Genomic DNA, 15,835 nt, shown 5'->3' with positions numbered 1-15,835 from the left:
CCTCAGCACTCCGCCAGAAGCACATCGAGATCGGCGGTCGATTGCCGGCCGATATCCGCACCGTGTTCGGCCAGGAACACATCCGCGGCGATGCGCCCCTCGGCACGCAGCATCGAGACGAACTCCCATTCCGCATTGAGCTTGGACGATGCGCCGAACTTCGCCAGCATGTCGCTCTTGATCCGATGCGTCCGCATTTTCGCCCAGCGCGCGCCCTCGCCGCTGCCGGGATCCGCCGCCTGGCGCAGCAGCGCGATCATCCGCAGCTCCTTCATCAGCGGTGAGTTGAAGGAGATTTCGTTGACACGGTTGAGGATCTCCGCTGCTGTCCGCGGTACCTCGAGCCGCTCGGTTGGATTGATCTGAACGAGAATAGTGTCGTGCGCGTCGCTCTCGCGCACCAGCGGCGTGATGGTCGGGTTGCCGGCATAGCCGCCATCCCAGTAGGGCTCGCCATCGATCTCGATCGCACGGAACATGGTCGGCAGGCAGGCCGAGGCCAGCAGCACATCTGCCGTGATCTCGGCGTTGCGGAAGATGCGGCCGCGACCGGTGCGCACCCGCGTTGCAGTGACGAAGAGCTGGATCGGCGAGCGCGCCAGCCGCTCGAAATCGATGCTCTCGGCCAGCACCGCACGCAACGGATTGTAGCCGGTCGGATTGAGATCGTAGGGCGACAGCACCCGCGACATCAGGTCGGTGAGGATGTAGAAGGGCGATGTATCGAGCGTCCAGCGCCCCATCAGCCGATCGAGCGGCGAACGCTGCAGCGGGCTGAAGGCCGCGGCCTTCGCGACACGGCGCCAATATTGTTCTAAGGCATCACGCGCGCCCTCGGCGCCGCCCGCCGTCCAGCCATCCGCCAGCACCGCCGCGTTCATCGCGCCTGCGGAGGTTCCGGAGATCGCGGCGATGGTGAGCCACTTTTCCTCCAGCAGGCGGTCGAGCACACCCCAGGAGAAGGCGCCGTGCGAACCGCCGCCCTGAAGCGCGAGATCAATCAGTACGGCGTCCCGTTCCATGGCGGACACTCACGCAACTGAAGCTCAAATTCGACGCGATTTGTAACACGCCGAGGATAACAGCAGTCTAGGGAGACTTGGCCTCGGAATGCAACCGGAACGTGACGGCGGCCTAGTCTAGTGTTCGAATACCAGCCGTGCGCCGATCGTGCCTTCGAGCGCACGGATTTGCGCCAGCAGCGCGCCTGATTCCTCGCCGCCGAGATCGGCGTCCAGCACGACATAGCCGAGGTCGCCGGCCGTCTCCAGATATTGCGCAGCGATGTTGATGTCGCGCTGGAGGAAAACCTCGTTCAGCCGGCGCAGCATGCCCGGCACGTTGCGATGGACGTGGCTGAAACGCACGCCGGAGGGACGCAAATGCAGCTGCACCTCCGGGAAGTTCACCGCCCCCATGGTCGATCCCGTGATGAAATAGTCGACCAGCTTGCGTGCCACCTCGCCGCCGATGCGCTCCTGCGCCTCTTCGGTCGAGCCGCCGACATGCGGCGTGAGGATGACATTGCCGAGGCCCTGCACGGGGCTCTTGAAGCGTTCCGCGTTCGAGGACGGCTCAACCGGGAACACGTCGATGGCGGCACCGGCGATGTGGCCGTCACGCAGCGCGCCTGCGAGCGCGTCGAGATCGACCACCGTGCCGCGGCTGTTGTTGATCAGGAACGAGCCCGGCTTCATCGCCCGCAGTTCCTTCTCGCCGATCATGCCGGCTGTCTCCGGCGTCTCCGGCACGTGCAGGCTGACCACGTCGCTCTGCGCCAGCAGCTCTTCCAGCTTCTCGACCGGCTCGGTGTTGCCATGGCGGAGCTTGTCGGTGCGATCGTAATAGATCACCCGCATGCCCATGGCTTCCGCGAGCGTCGAGAGCTGCGAGCCGATATTGCCGTAGCCGATGATGCCGAGCGTACGTCCCCGCACCTCGCGGCTGCCGGCCGCCGATTTTTCCCAGCCGCCCTCATGCGCCGACACCGAGCGCGCAAAGATCTGCCGCAGCAGCATCACGATCTCGCCGATGACGAGCTCGGCGACGCTGCGCGTGTTGGAGAACGGTGCGTTGAACACGGGAATGCCGCGCTTGCGCGCTGCCGGCAGATCGACCTGGTTGGTGCCGACGCTGAAGCAGCCGATTGCGAGCAGCCCGTCGGCGGCTTCCAGCACCTCGTCGGTGATCTGGGTGCGGGAGCGGATGCCGAGCAGCGAGACACCCTTGAGCGCCCGGCGCAGCGCCTCGCCATCCAGCGCCTTGGTCAGGCGCTCGACATTGGTGAAGCCCGCGCTCTTGAACATATCCACGGCGCTGTCATTGACACCTTCAAGCAGCAGCGCCTTCGCGCTCCGCTCAGGGCTTTGGCCTGGGGCTGGCATGGAATCTCCGTAAGTAGCGGTTTTGCCGCAGCTCATAGACCGCGGACAGCACGCAGCACAATAGGCTTTCGATATTGGGAGAAGATGGCGCCGGCGGTAGATATGCTCGGTGTACCAGACCCGTCATCCTTCGAGGCTTGCTCAGCGGCGCGATCGCGCCGCAGAGCGCACACCTCAGGGTGACGGATAACGGTATCAGATCACGTAAAACCCGTGCGTGCCGTCACGGCGGAGCTGGTCGACGAGGCCGTATTCCCAGTCAAGATAGGCCTGCATCGCGCGCTCGGCGATACCGGTTCCCTCATAGGGGCGGCGGTAGCGATGCGCGGGGTCGGGCTTCGGCAGGCCCAGCGGAGGACCGACCTCGAGCGTGCCGGCATAGCCGACTTCGAGCACATAGACCTCCCACCCCATCTGCGCGAGCCAGGACGCCGTCATGTCGGCGCGCACACCCTTGTCGTCGCTCAGGAGGATGCGCGCGCCGCGCACCGGCGCGGCCATGTCGGTCTCCTGCACGAGCTGGCCGCCCGGATAATGGCGGAAGCCCGGGAGATGACCGGCTGCATACTCCTCCGCGTCGCGCACGTCGAAGCGATAGAGCGTGCGGCTGGTCTCAGCGACCAGCGCCGACATCTCGTTCGCGCCGATATGGCGGACGCCGGCGCGATAGGCGACGTCGCGGGCCTTGGCCGGGCCGCCCTCGAAGGGCCCGATCGCGCCACGCCGGTCAGCACCATGAGCGAGCGTGTGCTGCGCCAGCGTCCAGCCGATCGTGCCGTTGCGCAGCGCCCGCACCTTGTTGGGCACGCCGGCATTGATCAGCGACTGGGTGCCGATGATCGAGCGGGTGCGGCCGGCGCAATTGACGATGATGGTGGTGTCAGGATCGGGCGCGGCCTGCCCGGCCCGCAGCACCAGCTCGGCACCAGGCACGCTGACCGAGCCCGGAATGTTCATGGTCGCATATTCGTCGAAGCGGCGGACGTCGAGGATGGCGATGTTGGCCTTGTCCGCGATCAGTTTTGCCACTTCGTCAGCGCTGAACGACGGCGTGTGCCGGCGCGCCTCGACCAGCTCGCCGAACGCCTTTGAATAGGAATTGACGTCTTCAAACACCTCGTAGCCCGCCGCGCGCCAGGCTTTCAGCCCGCCATCGAGTGCACGGACATTGCTGTAGCCGAGTGCCGCGAGGCGCTCGGCGCCGGATGCGACCAGCCCCTCGCCGTCGTCAAACAGCACGACCGGCGCGTCCTTGCGCGGCAGCCGCACCGCGGCCTCGATCACGATCCGGTCCACGGCCATGTTGGCCGCGAACAGCGGATGGCCGGTGGCGAAGACCGCCTCATACCTGAGATCGAGCAGCGCGATCTCCTCGCGCAACAGCAGCGCGCGGCGGATATCGGCGGAGGTGACGGTCGAAAGCTTCATGACGTGAACCCTGGGCGAGGACAGGCCATCGGCTTTTGAACCATTGTCGAGACATTGGCTAGCCTTTGCGGCAGCAACTCACTCGCCCGGAACCAGCCGCCCGAGCGGCTGCTGCGCAGGGCGCCGCAGCTTGCGACGCGACAGGTACAGCAGGACACCCGTAACTGCGAACATCGGCATCAGCGCCGCGGCGATCATGAACGCAAGCTTGCCGGGCCAGCCCAGGACCGCGCCGCGGTGGACGTCGAGCACGCTCGCGATCGCCTTCTCACCAAGCGTCTTGTCGGCATAGCGCTCCGCCGAAATGATCTGGCCGGTGACGGCATCGATGCGGAACTCATCGCGCATGGACTCGAGCGTGGAGTCCTTCGGCCACGACCGGATCCGCATCACCGTGCCCACGCCGGCCGGGAGCGTCAGCTGCGCTCTGGAAAAGCGGCCACCCTCCTCGCGCCGGAACGTCGTCCAGGCCCGATCGAACCCGACCGGCTGAGCCGGTTCGGAACGGCCGGGTGGACGCGATTGCTTCGGCTGCATCTTCGCCGCCGCCGCATGCGGACGCGACAGCAGCCAGACCGCGCCGTCCTTGTACCAGTCAAACGAGTACCAGAGCCCGGTCAAGGTCATCACGAGATAGACCGGCAGGACCCAGGTGCCGATGACGGCGTGCAACGAGCGATACAAGCCGCGGCCACTGAGCCCGAAATTCGGCTTCAGCCACATCTTCACGCTGCTTGCCCGGCGCGGCCAGCGCAGCACGAGCCCGGAGATCAGCATCACGATCAGGCCCAGCGCGGCAACACCGGTAACCTGACGACCCCAGCCCTTGGCATCGCCGGGGATGAGTAGCCAGCGATGCAGCCTGCGCACCGCTGCGAAGAACTCCTCGCCGCGCGGAACGCCAAGCACGCTGCCGTCATAGGGATCGACATAGAACGAGGACGGCCGCGCGCCCTGCTCGTCGCGGGCAAAGCGAACATGCACGGCCGCCGACGGATCGCTCGACAGCATGATGGCCGCAACCTTGCCGGCATCCGGCACCGCCCTCAGCCGCGCGACCAGCTCGTCCGGCATCAGCGCCGGAGCAGTCGGTGGCACGACCCGCATGATGCCGGCGTTCAGATGGTCGACGATCTCGTCCTCGAAGCTCATGATCACGCCAGTCAGCGCGATCAGGGACAACAGCAGCGCGAGCACAAGGCCGGCAATGGAATGGACCTGAAGCAGCGCCGCCTTGATCCTGTGCCCGAGCCTACTCATCGAAGCCCGCCTTCTTGATGAGCGCGATGGCGGCTTGCTGGGTCCGGCCGATCTCGTCGATCGGCAGCGCATCGGCGGTGAACGAGCCCATTTCGGCAACGATCGGCGCGCGCTTGGCATTGGCCAGCACGGGATATTCAAGCTCCGCGGCCGCAAACATCCACTGCGCCGGCGACGTGACCAGGAACTCCAGGAATTTCTGCGCGCCGGCGACGTGCGGCGCATGTTTCGCGATGGCCGCACCGGTGAGGTTCACATGCGTACCGCCGCCGTTGAAAGCGGTCGGAACCGCCTTGACCACCATCGCCCAGGCGCGCCAGTCGGCCCCTTCCCGTCCGTCACGCAATTGCGCCAATGCCACGGTGTTGCCGATACCGATCTCGCACGTCCCTTGCGCGATCTCGCGGATCACGTCGTTGTCCTTGCCAGCAGGCTTGTGGGCGAGATTGGCCTTCAGACCGGCGAGCCAGGCCTCGGTCGCCGTTTCACCATGGTGAGCGAGATAGGCGGCAACAAGCGCGACATTGTTCTGATGCAGCAGCGAACGCACGCAGAGCTTTCCGCGCCATTGCGAACGCGCGAGGTCTTCATAGTCGATCGCCGTGATTCCACTGTCGTTGCGCGCCATCACGACGCGCGGGCGGATCGCAAGCGCGATCCACTGCGAACTGCCCCCGCGAAGGTTGGCCGGAACGGCCTGTTCGAGACGCGGCGACGTGAAAGCCTGTGTCCGATCGCCTGTAGCAAGCTGGGTGGTCTTATCCAGTCCGATTGTCAGCAGGATGTCGGCGGGCGATGCCTCGCCTTCCGACGCCAGGCGCTTGACGAGACTGTCCTCGACCAAGACGATTTTGACGTTGATGCCGCTCGTTTCCCTGAAGGCCGCGGCAACAGGCGCAACCAGGGCAGTCTCCCTGGTCGAATACAGCGTGATCTCCTCGGCGCGACTCGCACCTGTGGCCACAAGGCAGGCAGACGCCGACGCGATCAGGACCGCGATGGCTTTGCGCTGCATCGCCATCGCTAGAACTTCACCGTGGCCGACAGCGAGAACCGCCGCGCATCGCCGATCGCGACGGCTAAAGCGCTCCCGGTGGTGGACGTATAGTAGACCTTGTCGAACAGGTTCTTGACGTTGAACTGGTAGGTCACCGGCAGCTTGTCGATCTTCGTGTCGTAGGTCGCAAAGACGTCTGCGACGGTGTAGGCCGACAGAACGAACGTGTTAGCGGAGTCGCCCGGCCGGTCGCCGACATAGTGCGCGCCGCCGCCGAGCCGCAGACGTCCGGGCAGCCGCTCGCCGAAATCGTAGACGAGATAGAGCGAGGCCGTGTTCATCGCGGCGTTGAACAGCTTGGCGTTGCCGACATCGGGATCGTTGATCAAGCGCGCATCGGTATAGCCGTAACTTCCGATCATGCTCCAATCGTCAGTCAGCTTGCCGGTCACGTCCAACTCGACTCCGCGCGAGCGGGCCGCGCCGGACGTTCGCGCCGAAACCGTCCCGTTGCCGAGATCGTCCCTGACCAGCACGTTCTTCTTCTGGATGTCGTAGAACGCCAGGGTACCCGACAGCCGCTTGTTGACGTCGAATTTGAAGCCGGTTTCCCACTGTGTGCCTTCCTCGGGCGCGAAATTGCCGGTGACCACGAAACCCACGGTCGTACCCGCGAACTGCGCAATGACCGAAGTCGGCTTCAACGACTGCGTATAGCTCACATAATAGGAGAGCTCTTCGCTCAGCTTGACGATGACGCCGCCGAGCGGCAGCACCTTGTCGCCCGCTAGATTGGTGTTGGTGATGAACAGAGGCCGGCCCTTTCCCGCGAGCTGCTCGTATTCCATCCAGCGCACGCCGCCGACCACGGATAGCCAGTTGGTCAGGTGGAACGTGTCCTGGGCGAAGAAGCCGCGGGTTCCGAGCTTGTCGGTCTGCTCGCTGTCGATTGCAGAAACGGTCGTACCCGGCGTGACCAGCCCGTAGACGGGGTTGTAGAAATTGAAGTTCGCCGTCGCCTGGCGGATCAGGTCGCGGCGATCGATCGTGCGATACAGCGCCTCACCGCCGAACAGGATCTCGTTGCGGAAGCCGCCCACCCAGACGTCACCCTGCAGATAGGAGGTGCCATAGCTGGCGTTGCTTAGCGAGTTCTGGGTGCCGTCGTTGCTGCGTTTCTCGACGCCGGTCGTGGCGTCGACATTGGTGATGCGGAGCTGGTTGGCGCTGTAGGTCTCGGTGTTGTAGCTGTAAGCCGCCGTGACCTTCCAGTTGTCGTCGAGCCTCTGCTCGACCGAGGCCTGCACCAGGTCGGACGTGCCCCACATGTTGTTGAAGGGTTCGTCGAGCCGGCGCGTCGCGGGGATCGCCAGCGGGGCGCCTTTGACGAAGGCGGTGCCGCGGTCGAACGGATAGATGAATTCGCGGTGCTCATAGGTGAGCTGAACCGTCGTGGTCTCGCCGTACCAGGCGAGCGACGGGTTCACGAGCATTTCCCGATGGCGGCCGAAATTGCGCCAGTAGTCCTCGCTAACACCATAGCCGATGAAGCGATAGGCGAGACCGCCATCGCCGATCGGACCGGTGACGTCGAGTGTGCCGTCGGCGCCGTTGCGGTTGTTCGCGTAGGTCGAGCCGAGCAGCGTGACCGAACCGTGCTGATAGAGCTCTGGGCGCTTGCTGATCGTGTTGACGATACCGCCGGGATCCATGATGCCGTAGAGCAGCGAGGCCGGTCCCTTCAGCACCTCCACGCTGTCGACTGCGGCGTTCAGGCTGCGGCCCTGCACCAGCGGCATGCCGTTGCGCATGATCGAACCGTCGCGATTATCGCCGAAGCCGCGGCGGATCACCGCGTCCTGGGTACCGGCAAGCGTGTTGGTCTGGGTGATGCCGCTGATGTTGACCAGCGCATCGTCGATATTGCGCGGCAGCTGGTCCTTGATGACCTGCGCGGGCACGACGTTGACGGATTGGGAGGTGTCGAGCGGTGATGCGCCCGAGCGCAGCGTGCTCGCGCTCGGCATCGCGCGATAGCCGAGCTTTGCGGCTTGTTGTGCGGCGGCTTCAGTCGCCGCGCGTTCGGACGGCGTCGGCGCCGCGGGCGGACCGGCCGTCGGGCTACGGCGCGCGACTGCCTGTGTGCGTCGTTGCGACTGCTCCGAAGCGCGTGCCTGCTTCGGCCGCTGCGCCGGTGCATCCACATTCACCGGCGGCAGCGCCGTTTGCGCCTGCGCATTGGTGGTGTCGAAGGGATATCCGGCGAGCAGCACGGCCGTTCCGATGAGAAGGCTGGCGCGGCTGTTGCCGGCGCGATTTCGATGACCACTGACGCGAGGGCCATCCACAGGAGCACGCACTTTCGATTCACTTCCAAGTCACAGCATTGAAGTTGGCGCATCTACCAGCCGCGGCGAATGAAGAGAACCTGGCAGCGACTTGAATCGCTCTAGTGTTGAAGCGTTCTAAGCTTTGTTGCTCGCCGTGCGGCAATCGTCGCTTGCCATCGCAGGGCGCACGACACGCAGATCGCGAATTCGCGACAACGTGTCGCGCCCTCGTGCGATCTCAGGCGATGGCGAACTCGCCCGCGAATCGGCTTGCCGCCCAACCACGCCGGCGTCGGTCGCCGGTTACCGCGACTGGGCGAAACGCGCGGCCACAAGATGCAAGCCATCCTGGCATCGCGATGCGCCCCAAGCCGTCACATCGATCGAGACGTTGCTTGGGCGCAACAGCGCAGGAACTTTCGGCAACGGCACAGCTACCTTTGGTTGCGGAGCTCATCCGGATCGTGCGAATTTTCCGGAGGGCGCTTCAACGGGGGGATCGGACCATGGGCATCCGAGTCACAGCCGCGGTTTTGCTTGGCGCATTTCTTGGCGGGTGCGGCTTGAGAGTGCCCGATTTGCAGGAATTTCCAGCCGCGCCGATCGACGGACAGCTCATGGTCCAGTCGATTGTCACCAGCGTGCACTGCGAAATTGCGAATGCCGTCAAGTTTGTAATCAATCGCGATCTTGAACTCGCCCGTTTGAATCACGGAAAGCGATATGCGGAGTGGCTGGAGACCTGGGGCGTCCAGGTCAGCCTCACGCTGACCATCGAAGAAAAGTCGTCCCTCAATCCAAACGCGGTCTGGCTGCCGCCCACACCGGCAAATTCGATATTCACGCTTGCCGGAGGAGCGACAGTCTCGGCCGACGCGACTAGGACCGACACGCTGAACTTTTTCTATACCATCCATGACCTCTACTATCGCAAGTATTGCCAGGCCGGCGTGCAGATGGGCAACTCGCCCTCTCCCCTGGTTCGAAGTGATCTGAAGCTCAGGGAGTGGCTACAGGCGCAGGTCGGACCGGTCGCGACGCAGGACATCTCGCCCCCCAGCGACCCCGGTGGGCCGCTCGAGCGAAATGCGATTTCTCACGAGGTCAAATTCGTCATATCGACCGCGGGCGACCTGACGCCAGCCTGGACGCTCGTCCAGGCGACGATCAACCAGAATGGAGCACTCCTCTCGGCAAGTCGCGATCGCACGCATGATCTGACGATTACGTTCGGGCCCAACGGCGGTCAGAAATTGGCGCTGCCAGCACTCGAAGCGCACTTCGCTAAGCAGGTCGGGCTTGCGGTCTCAACCAATCTGAAAGGCCGATAGCAATCGGACATCAATGACGTCGCACCATCGAGGAACAGGCAATGGCAAAGGCCAAAAAGCGTGCAAAGAAGGCAAGGACGGGGAAAAAGGCAACGACGGCGCGAAAGGTCAAAAAAGCAAAGAAAGTAGCGAGCCGCCGCCAGAGTCTGACGGCCAAGGCGGCGCTCCCCAGCTCGCCAATCTATGTTTCAGGGCCAAACGGCGAGCTCGAGCGTTGCGACTGGAGCAGCGAGCAAAACATCTACGTCTGCAAAGTCGTGAGCGATGGCGAAACAGCGCCCGCCGGCGCGCTTATGATGCGGCGTGCGACCCGGACAGCCTGATCGGCGTCGCTCCGCAAGCAGCAACAAGGGCGCATGTACCAACCAAGCGTCGCGTGGCGGCGTGACCACAAGCTGCGGATGTTATGGATCGGCCGTGCGGTTTTTGCAGCTACGCGAGCGCAGGGCTGGTCAGCTCGTCCAGCTTCGCCTTGAGCGCGGTGCCGTCCGACAACGCACGCAGCGGCGGACGCACGCGCAACCAGCCGGCGTCGCCGGTCTGTGCGGCGAGAATGGCCTTCAGCGTCGTGAGGAAGGATGGCGATTTCACCACGATATCGACCGCGGCCTGCATGCGGGCTTCGACATCCTTGCCGTCGAACATCGCCTTCACCAGCTCCGGCGCGATGTTGGCCATGCCGCAGATAGTGCCGGCGCCGCCGCCGGCGATCGCACGCGCGATGTCGGTTTCGTTGCCGACCGTGATGGCGAGCTCCGGCGCAGCAGCGCGGAATGCCTGGAACTGCTTGAAGTCGCCGCTGGAGTCCTTCAGGCCGGCGACCACCTTGCCGTAACGCTTGCGCAAATTCGCCGCGACCGTCGTCGGGATCGCGACGCCCGAGACCTGCGGAATATGATAGAGATAGGCACGCAGACGATCGTCGGCGACACCATCGAAGATCGTCGCGAACGCATCCTCGATACCTTCAGGCGTGACGCTGCGATCGAAGTAAGGCGGCAGATACAGCACGTGGCGCAGACCAAGGCCGAGCACGGCGCGCGTCAACGCGATGCTGTCGCCGATGGCGGGGAAGCCGCCGCCGATGCCGATGCGTTCCGCCGGCACGCCGGCCTTGAGCACGGCTTCGATGGTCGCTATGCGTTCGGCGACATTGAACGAGGTGCCCTCGCCGGTGGTGCCGTACAGCACGACGCCGTCGACGCCCTTGCCGAAGAGTTTTTTGGCATGGGCGGCAAGCTTGGCGGAATCCACGCTGCCGTCCATCGCGAGCGGCGTCGCCGACGCCACCCAGAACCCGCGAATTGCCTCCGTCATAGCACCACCCATTGTTGCGGCTCCCGAATAAGCCCCTGATCTCCAATGATCTCAGAGAGCCTACCGAGCCTTGTTTTTGCTTTACTTTTTATCTTGTACCTTACATACAAGATAGGCGCAAATCCTTTCCGCCGTCGCGGCGCGCGTGAGGCGCAGCCAAATCCAGAGGAGGTCTCGCATGAACATGGTGACCCCCGCGGGATATCCCGAGCCATCGCTCGCCGCGTTGCGTAACAAGCTCGGTGCCGCAGCCGTGCTGACCGGCAGGGACGTGCCCGCGCGCAATTGCAACGACTGGAGCGCGAGCCTGCCGCAGACGCCGCTCGCAGTGATCCGGCCGCTCGATGCGCAGGGCGTTGCCGATGCGATCATGACCTGCCGGCAGGCACGCCTGCCCTTCGTGCCGCAGGGCGGCTTGACCGGGCTCTGCCGCGGCGCCGCACCCGAAGCGGGCTGGGTCGCGATCTCGCTGGAGCGCATGACCGGCATCGAGGAGATCGATCGCGCCTCGATGACGATGACGGTGAAATCGGGCACGCCGCTGGAGACGATCCAGAAGGCAGCCGACGAGGCCGGCTTCTTCTTTCCGCTCGATCTCGGCTCGCGCGGCTCCTGCGCGATCGGCGGCAATCTCGCGACCAATGCCGGCGGCAATCGCGTGATCCGCTACGGCATGACGCGCGAGCTGGTGCTCGGTCTCGAGGTGGTACTGCCCGACGGCACCATCATCACCAGCCTCAACAAGCTGATGAAGAACAATGCCGGCTACGATCTGAAGCATCTCTTCATCGGCTCGGAAGGCACGCTCGGGATCATCACCCGCGTTGTGCTGCGGCTGTTTCCGAAACCGCGCTCGACGATGGCCACCCTCTGCGCATTGAAGGACTATGCCGCGGTGATCGCGCTGCTTGATGCCGCACGCAGCGGGCTCGGCCCGCTGCTGTCGGCGTTCGAGGTGATGTGGCCGGACTATTGGGACGTGATCACGACGCGCGCCGGCGTCAAGCCGCCGGTCGCCGCCGGCCAGGGTCTCTATGTGCTGGTCGAAGCGCAGGGCACCGACGAGAGCGTCGAAGCGCCACGCTTCCAGGCCTGGCTCGAAGAGCTGATGGAGCGCGGGCTGCTCGCGGATGCCGCCGTGGCGCAATCGCTGGCGCAGACGCAGGCATTCTGGCGCGTGCGCGACATCTGCGCCGAGTTCGGCCAGGTGCTGGGTCCTCACATCTCCTACGACATCGGCCTTGCGGTGGCGCGGATGGACGAGTTCGCCACGCGCTGCAAGGCGGCCTTGGCTTCCGGCATCAAGGGCTGCGAGAGCGTCTATTACGGTCATATCGGCGACGGCAATCTGCACCTCGTCTCCTGGGTCACAGGCCTTCCCGTCGAGCAGCAGCCGAAGGAGGAGATGGACACGATCATCTATGGTCTCGTGCGCGAGATGGGCGGCAGCGTCTCCGCCGAGCACGGCATCGGGACGCTGAAGAAGAAGTGGCTTGGGCATGCCCGCAGCGAGGGCGAGATCGCCCTGATGCGGACGTTGAAGGCCGCGCTCGATCCCGATCATCTGCTCAACCCCGGCAAGGTCATCTGAGAGCATCCATGCGCGCGCTGAAGCTCGATGCGCCGAGATCGCTGTCGCAGCGGGTGATGCTGCGGCTGCGGCAGGCGATCATCGACGGCGAGTTTGCGCTCGGTGCCGCCATCTCCGAGGAGATGGTGGCAAATTCCTTCGGCGTCAGCCGCACGCCGGTGCGCGAGGCGATGGGCCAGCTGCAGGCGCAGGGGCTCGTGGTGATCCGGCCGCAGGTCGGCAGTTTTGTGTTCACGCCGAGCGCGGCGGACATTGCCGCACTCTGCACTTTCCGCATCGCGCTCGAACCCAGGGCCGCCGAGCTCGCCTTTCGCCACGACCGCGATGGTGCGATCGCGACCATGAGCGATGCGATCGCGGCGATGGAGCCGGCGGTCGAGGCCAAGGACAACATCGCCTACGGCCGCGCCGACGCCAGCTTTCACGAGGGCCTGTTCGCGCATTGCGGCAACCGGTACCTCGCCGAATCCTACCAGCTCGCATCTAGCCGCGTCGCCGCGCTCCGCACCAACCTGACCTCGCCGATCGACGTGCGCACCCGCTCCTCCTTCGACGAGCATCGCAAGCTGCTCGATCTGTTCGCGCGCGGCGAGCACGCCTCCTTCGAAGCGGCGATGACGACGCACATCACCAATTCGGGCGTGGTCTATGCAAAAGCGCTGAAGGTGGACTGAGCGGTCCTACCGCGCGTCTCCCGATTCCGGTCTGTCCAGAAAATCCAGCGCGGTGTTGATCTGTTCGAGCTGATGCTCAATCTTGTCGCGGTCCTCGACCGACTGCGCCTGCTCGAGCTGTTCCACAAGCTTCTGCTTCCGCGACAGCAAATTTTCTATGACTGTATTCACAGCTCCCCCACCGCCCGAGGCGAATATCGTGGTCATCCGGGATCCTGGACCGAGCGCGCGCGAGCCGGGCTCGCCGCAAACCCCATCACAATGTTCGCGAAGGCAGATGGTTCCCGGAACCTTAACCTTTCACGTGCCCGTCGGTTGTATTCGCGGCCCCGGAGCCCTATGCCTGTGCGCCATGGACACCCAAACCATCACCGCCGAAAAGCCCCTGATGGCGCAGGCGCGCCCGCGCAAGCCGGCGCCGTTCCTCCCCATGAGCCGCGCCGAGATGGACGCGCTCGGCTGGGATGCCTGCGACATCGTGCTGGTGACGGGCGATGCCTATGTCGACCATCCGAGCTTTGGCATGGCCATCATCGGCCGGCTGCTGGAGGCGCAAGGCTTCCGCGTCGGCATCATCGCGCAGCCGGACTGGCAGTCGGCCGAGCCGTTCAAGGCACTCGGCAAGCCAAAGGTGTTTTTCGGCGTCACCGGCGGCAACATGGATTCGATGGTGAACCGCTACACCGCGGACCGCCGCATCCGCAGCGACGATGCCTATACGGCCGGCGGCGAAGGCGGCAGGCGGCCGGACCGCTGCACCATCGTCTACGCCCAGCGCTGCCGCGAGGCGTTCAAGGACGTGCCGGTCGTGCTCGGCGGCATCGAGGCCTCGCTGCGCCGGATCGCGCATTACGATTACTGGTCGGACAAGGTGCGCCGCTCGGTGCTGGCCGACGCCAAGGCCGACCTGCTGCTCTACGGCAATGCCGAGCGCGCCGTCGTCGAGGTGGCGCAGCGGCTTGCTGCCGGCGCAGCACCGCGCGAGCTTGACGACATCAGGGGTGTCGCGCTGTTCCGCCGCGTGCCCGAAGACTATGCCGAGCTGCACGCCGACGATCTCGATTCCGCCGACGAAGGCGCCACGCGCCAGAAGGGCGCGACCGTGATCCGGCTGCCGGCGCTGGAGCAGGTCGAGCAGGATAAGGAAGCCTATGCGCGCGCCTCACGCGTGCTGCATCGTGAGAGCAATCCCGGCAACGCGCGGCCGCTGGTGCAGCGTCACGGCGACCGCGACCTCTGGCTCAACCCGCCGCCGATCCCGCTGACCAGCGAGGAGATGGACGCGGTCTACGACCTGCCCTATGCGCGCGCGCCGCATCCCTCCTATGGCGAAGCCAAGATCCCCGCCTGGGACATGATCAAGTTCTCGGTGACGATCATGCGCGGCTGCTTCGGCGGCTGCACCTTCTGCTCGATCACCGAGCACGAGGGCCGCATCATCCAGAACCGCTCCGAGGGTTCTATCCTGCGCGAGATCGAAAAGATCCGCGACAAGACGCCGGGCTTCACCGGCGTGATCTCCGACATCGGCGGCCCCACCGCCAACATGTACCGGATGGCGTGCAAGGACCCGAAGGTCGAGGCGGCGTGCCGGCGGCCGTCCTGCGTATTCCCCGAGATCTGCCCGAACCTCAACACCTCGCACGACGATCTGATCCGGCTCTACCGCAAGGTGCGCGAGACCAAGGGTATCAAGAAGGTGATGGTCGCCTCCGGTGTGCGCTACGACCTCGCGGTCGAGAGCCCCGAATACATCAAGGAGCTCGTCACCCATCACGTCGGCGGTTATCTGAAGATCGCGCCCGAGCATACCGAGCGCGGCCCGCTCGACAAGATGATGAAGCCGGGCATCGGCGCCTACGACAAGTTCAAGCGGATGTTCGATGCGGCGGCCGAGCAGGCCGGCAAGAAATATTACCTGATCCCGTATTTCATCGCGGCGCATCCGGGCACGACCGACGAGGACATGATGAACCTCGCGCTCTGGCTCAAGAAGAACCGCTATCGCGCCGACCAGGTGCAGACCTTCCTGCCCTCGCCGATGGCGACCGCGACTGCGATGTACCACACCGGCGTCAATCCCTTGCGCGGCGTGCGCCGCGGCGGCAGCGACAAGGTCGAGGCAATCAAGGGCCTGCGCCAGCGCCGCCTGCACAAGGCCTTCCTGCGCTACCACGACCCCGACAACTGGCCGGTGCTGCGCGAGGCGCTGAAGGAGATGGGCCGCGCCGACCTGATCGGCTCGCAGCCCCACCAGCTCGTGCCTGCGCACCAGCCTCCGGGCACCGGCAAGGCCGCCGGCACGAGGCGGCCGGTGCGTCCGGGTGACAAGACGCAGCGGTTCACGACAAAGGGGCTGCGGGTGATGAAGTAGCGGGGACGCGAGCAGGCTCGTTGTGACTTGCACCCCTGCAAAAATCGAAAACAACCCCATGCACAGTAGCCCGGGATAGCGAAATCAAAGGCTTAAAGCGCAACGCGATCGGGATGAGTCGTCATCGCGCCTGAGCTTGTTGTTCAGAG

Annotated in this window: 13 protein-coding genes; 5 read left to right on the top strand and 8 right to left on the bottom strand. The window is 64.9% G+C overall.

Features of this window, described 5'->3' with window-relative positions:
• Positions 1-2 precede the first annotated feature (2 nt).
• The 6 genes from ABID58_RS27040 to ABID58_RS27015 form a co-directional block, all read right to left on the bottom strand.
• Positions 3-1,022, bottom strand: coding sequence for a patatin-like phospholipase family protein (locus ABID58_RS27040; RefSeq protein ID WP_354035808.1), 1,020 nt, complete (start codon positions 1,020-1,022; stop codon positions 3-5).
• 117 nt (positions 1,023-1,139) lie between these two features.
• Complete coding sequence (gene serA / locus ABID58_RS27035; RefSeq protein WP_354035807.1) at positions 1,140-2,384, bottom strand: phosphoglycerate dehydrogenase; 1,245 nt, start codon at positions 2,382-2,384, stop codon at positions 1,140-1,142.
• 195 nt (positions 2,385-2,579) lie between these two features.
• On the bottom strand, positions 2,580-3,812 hold the full coding sequence (locus ABID58_RS27030) for a rhodanese-like domain-containing protein (RefSeq protein ID WP_354035806.1): 1,233 nt from the start codon (positions 3,810-3,812) through the stop codon (positions 2,580-2,582).
• 78 nt (positions 3,813-3,890) lie between these two features.
• Complete coding sequence (locus ABID58_RS27025) at positions 3,891-5,072, bottom strand: PepSY-associated TM helix domain-containing protein (protein ID WP_354035805.1); 1,182 nt, start codon at positions 5,070-5,072, stop codon at positions 3,891-3,893.
• Positions 5,065-6,093, bottom strand: coding sequence for an extracellular solute-binding protein (locus tag ABID58_RS27020; RefSeq protein ID WP_354035803.1), 1,029 nt, complete (start codon positions 6,091-6,093; stop codon positions 5,065-5,067). Before ABID58_RS27020 ends, ABID58_RS27025 begins: the two co-directional genes overlap by 8 nt.
• A gap of 2 nt (positions 6,094-6,095) precedes the next feature.
• Entirely contained in the window at positions 6,096-8,429 is a 2,334-nt protein-coding gene (locus ABID58_RS27015) for a TonB-dependent siderophore receptor (RefSeq protein WP_354035802.1), read from the bottom strand.
• A 476-nt stretch (positions 8,430-8,905) separates the two neighbouring features.
• Between ABID58_RS27015 and ABID58_RS27010 the strand changes: the two genes are divergently transcribed.
• Together ABID58_RS27010 and ABID58_RS27005 are read left to right on the top strand one after the other, a co-directional pair.
• Entirely contained in the window at positions 8,906-9,730 is an 825-nt protein-coding gene (locus tag ABID58_RS27010; RefSeq protein ID WP_354035801.1) for a hypothetical protein, read from the top strand.
• 41 nt (positions 9,731-9,771) lie between these two features.
• Complete coding sequence (locus tag ABID58_RS27005; protein WP_354035799.1) at positions 9,772-10,053, top strand: hypothetical protein; 282 nt, start codon at positions 9,772-9,774, stop codon at positions 10,051-10,053.
• Positions 10,054-10,162: 109 nt separating this feature from the next.
• Here the strand turns inward: ABID58_RS27005 and ABID58_RS27000 are convergent, their stop codons facing one another.
• Positions 10,163-11,047, bottom strand: a complete 885-nt coding sequence (locus ABID58_RS27000; RefSeq protein WP_354035798.1) for a dihydrodipicolinate synthase family protein — start codon at positions 11,045-11,047, stop codon at positions 10,163-10,165.
• Positions 11,048-11,225: 178 nt separating this feature from the next.
• Here ABID58_RS27000 and ABID58_RS26995 point away from each other — a divergent pair, with 178 nt between their 5' ends.
• Both ABID58_RS26995 and ABID58_RS26990 read left to right on the top strand, forming a co-directional pair.
• On the top strand, positions 11,226-12,638 hold the full coding sequence (locus tag ABID58_RS26995; RefSeq protein ID WP_354035796.1) for an FAD-binding oxidoreductase: 1,413 nt from the start codon (positions 11,226-11,228) through the stop codon (positions 12,636-12,638).
• Positions 12,639-12,646: 8 nt separating this feature from the next.
• A complete protein-coding gene (locus ABID58_RS26990; RefSeq protein ID WP_354035795.1) occupies positions 12,647-13,312 on the top strand; it encodes a GntR family transcriptional regulator in 666 nt (221 codons plus the stop codon).
• A 6-nt stretch (positions 13,313-13,318) separates the two neighbouring features.
• Here ABID58_RS26990 and ABID58_RS26985 read toward each other — a convergent pair whose 3' ends face one another.
• Positions 13,319-13,519: a hypothetical protein gene (locus tag ABID58_RS26985; protein WP_148749835.1), complete on the bottom strand. Its 201-nt coding sequence runs from the start codon at positions 13,517-13,519 to the stop codon at positions 13,319-13,321.
• A 145-nt stretch (positions 13,520-13,664) separates the two neighbouring features.
• Between ABID58_RS26985 and ABID58_RS26980 the strand changes: the two genes are divergently transcribed.
• Positions 13,665-15,686: a YgiQ family radical SAM protein gene (locus ABID58_RS26980; protein ID WP_354035794.1), complete on the top strand. Its 2,022-nt coding sequence runs from the start codon at positions 13,665-13,667 to the stop codon at positions 15,684-15,686.
• Positions 15,687-15,835: the final 149 nt, after the last annotated feature.

Origin of the sequence: Bradyrhizobium sp. S3.2.6, assembly GCF_040546885.1 — a bacterium.
GTDB lineage: Bacteria > Pseudomonadota > Alphaproteobacteria > Rhizobiales > Xanthobacteraceae > Bradyrhizobium > Bradyrhizobium cytisi.
The sequence above is the reverse complement of the archived record's forward strand: the minus strand, read 5'-3'. Positions and strand labels throughout refer to the sequence as shown.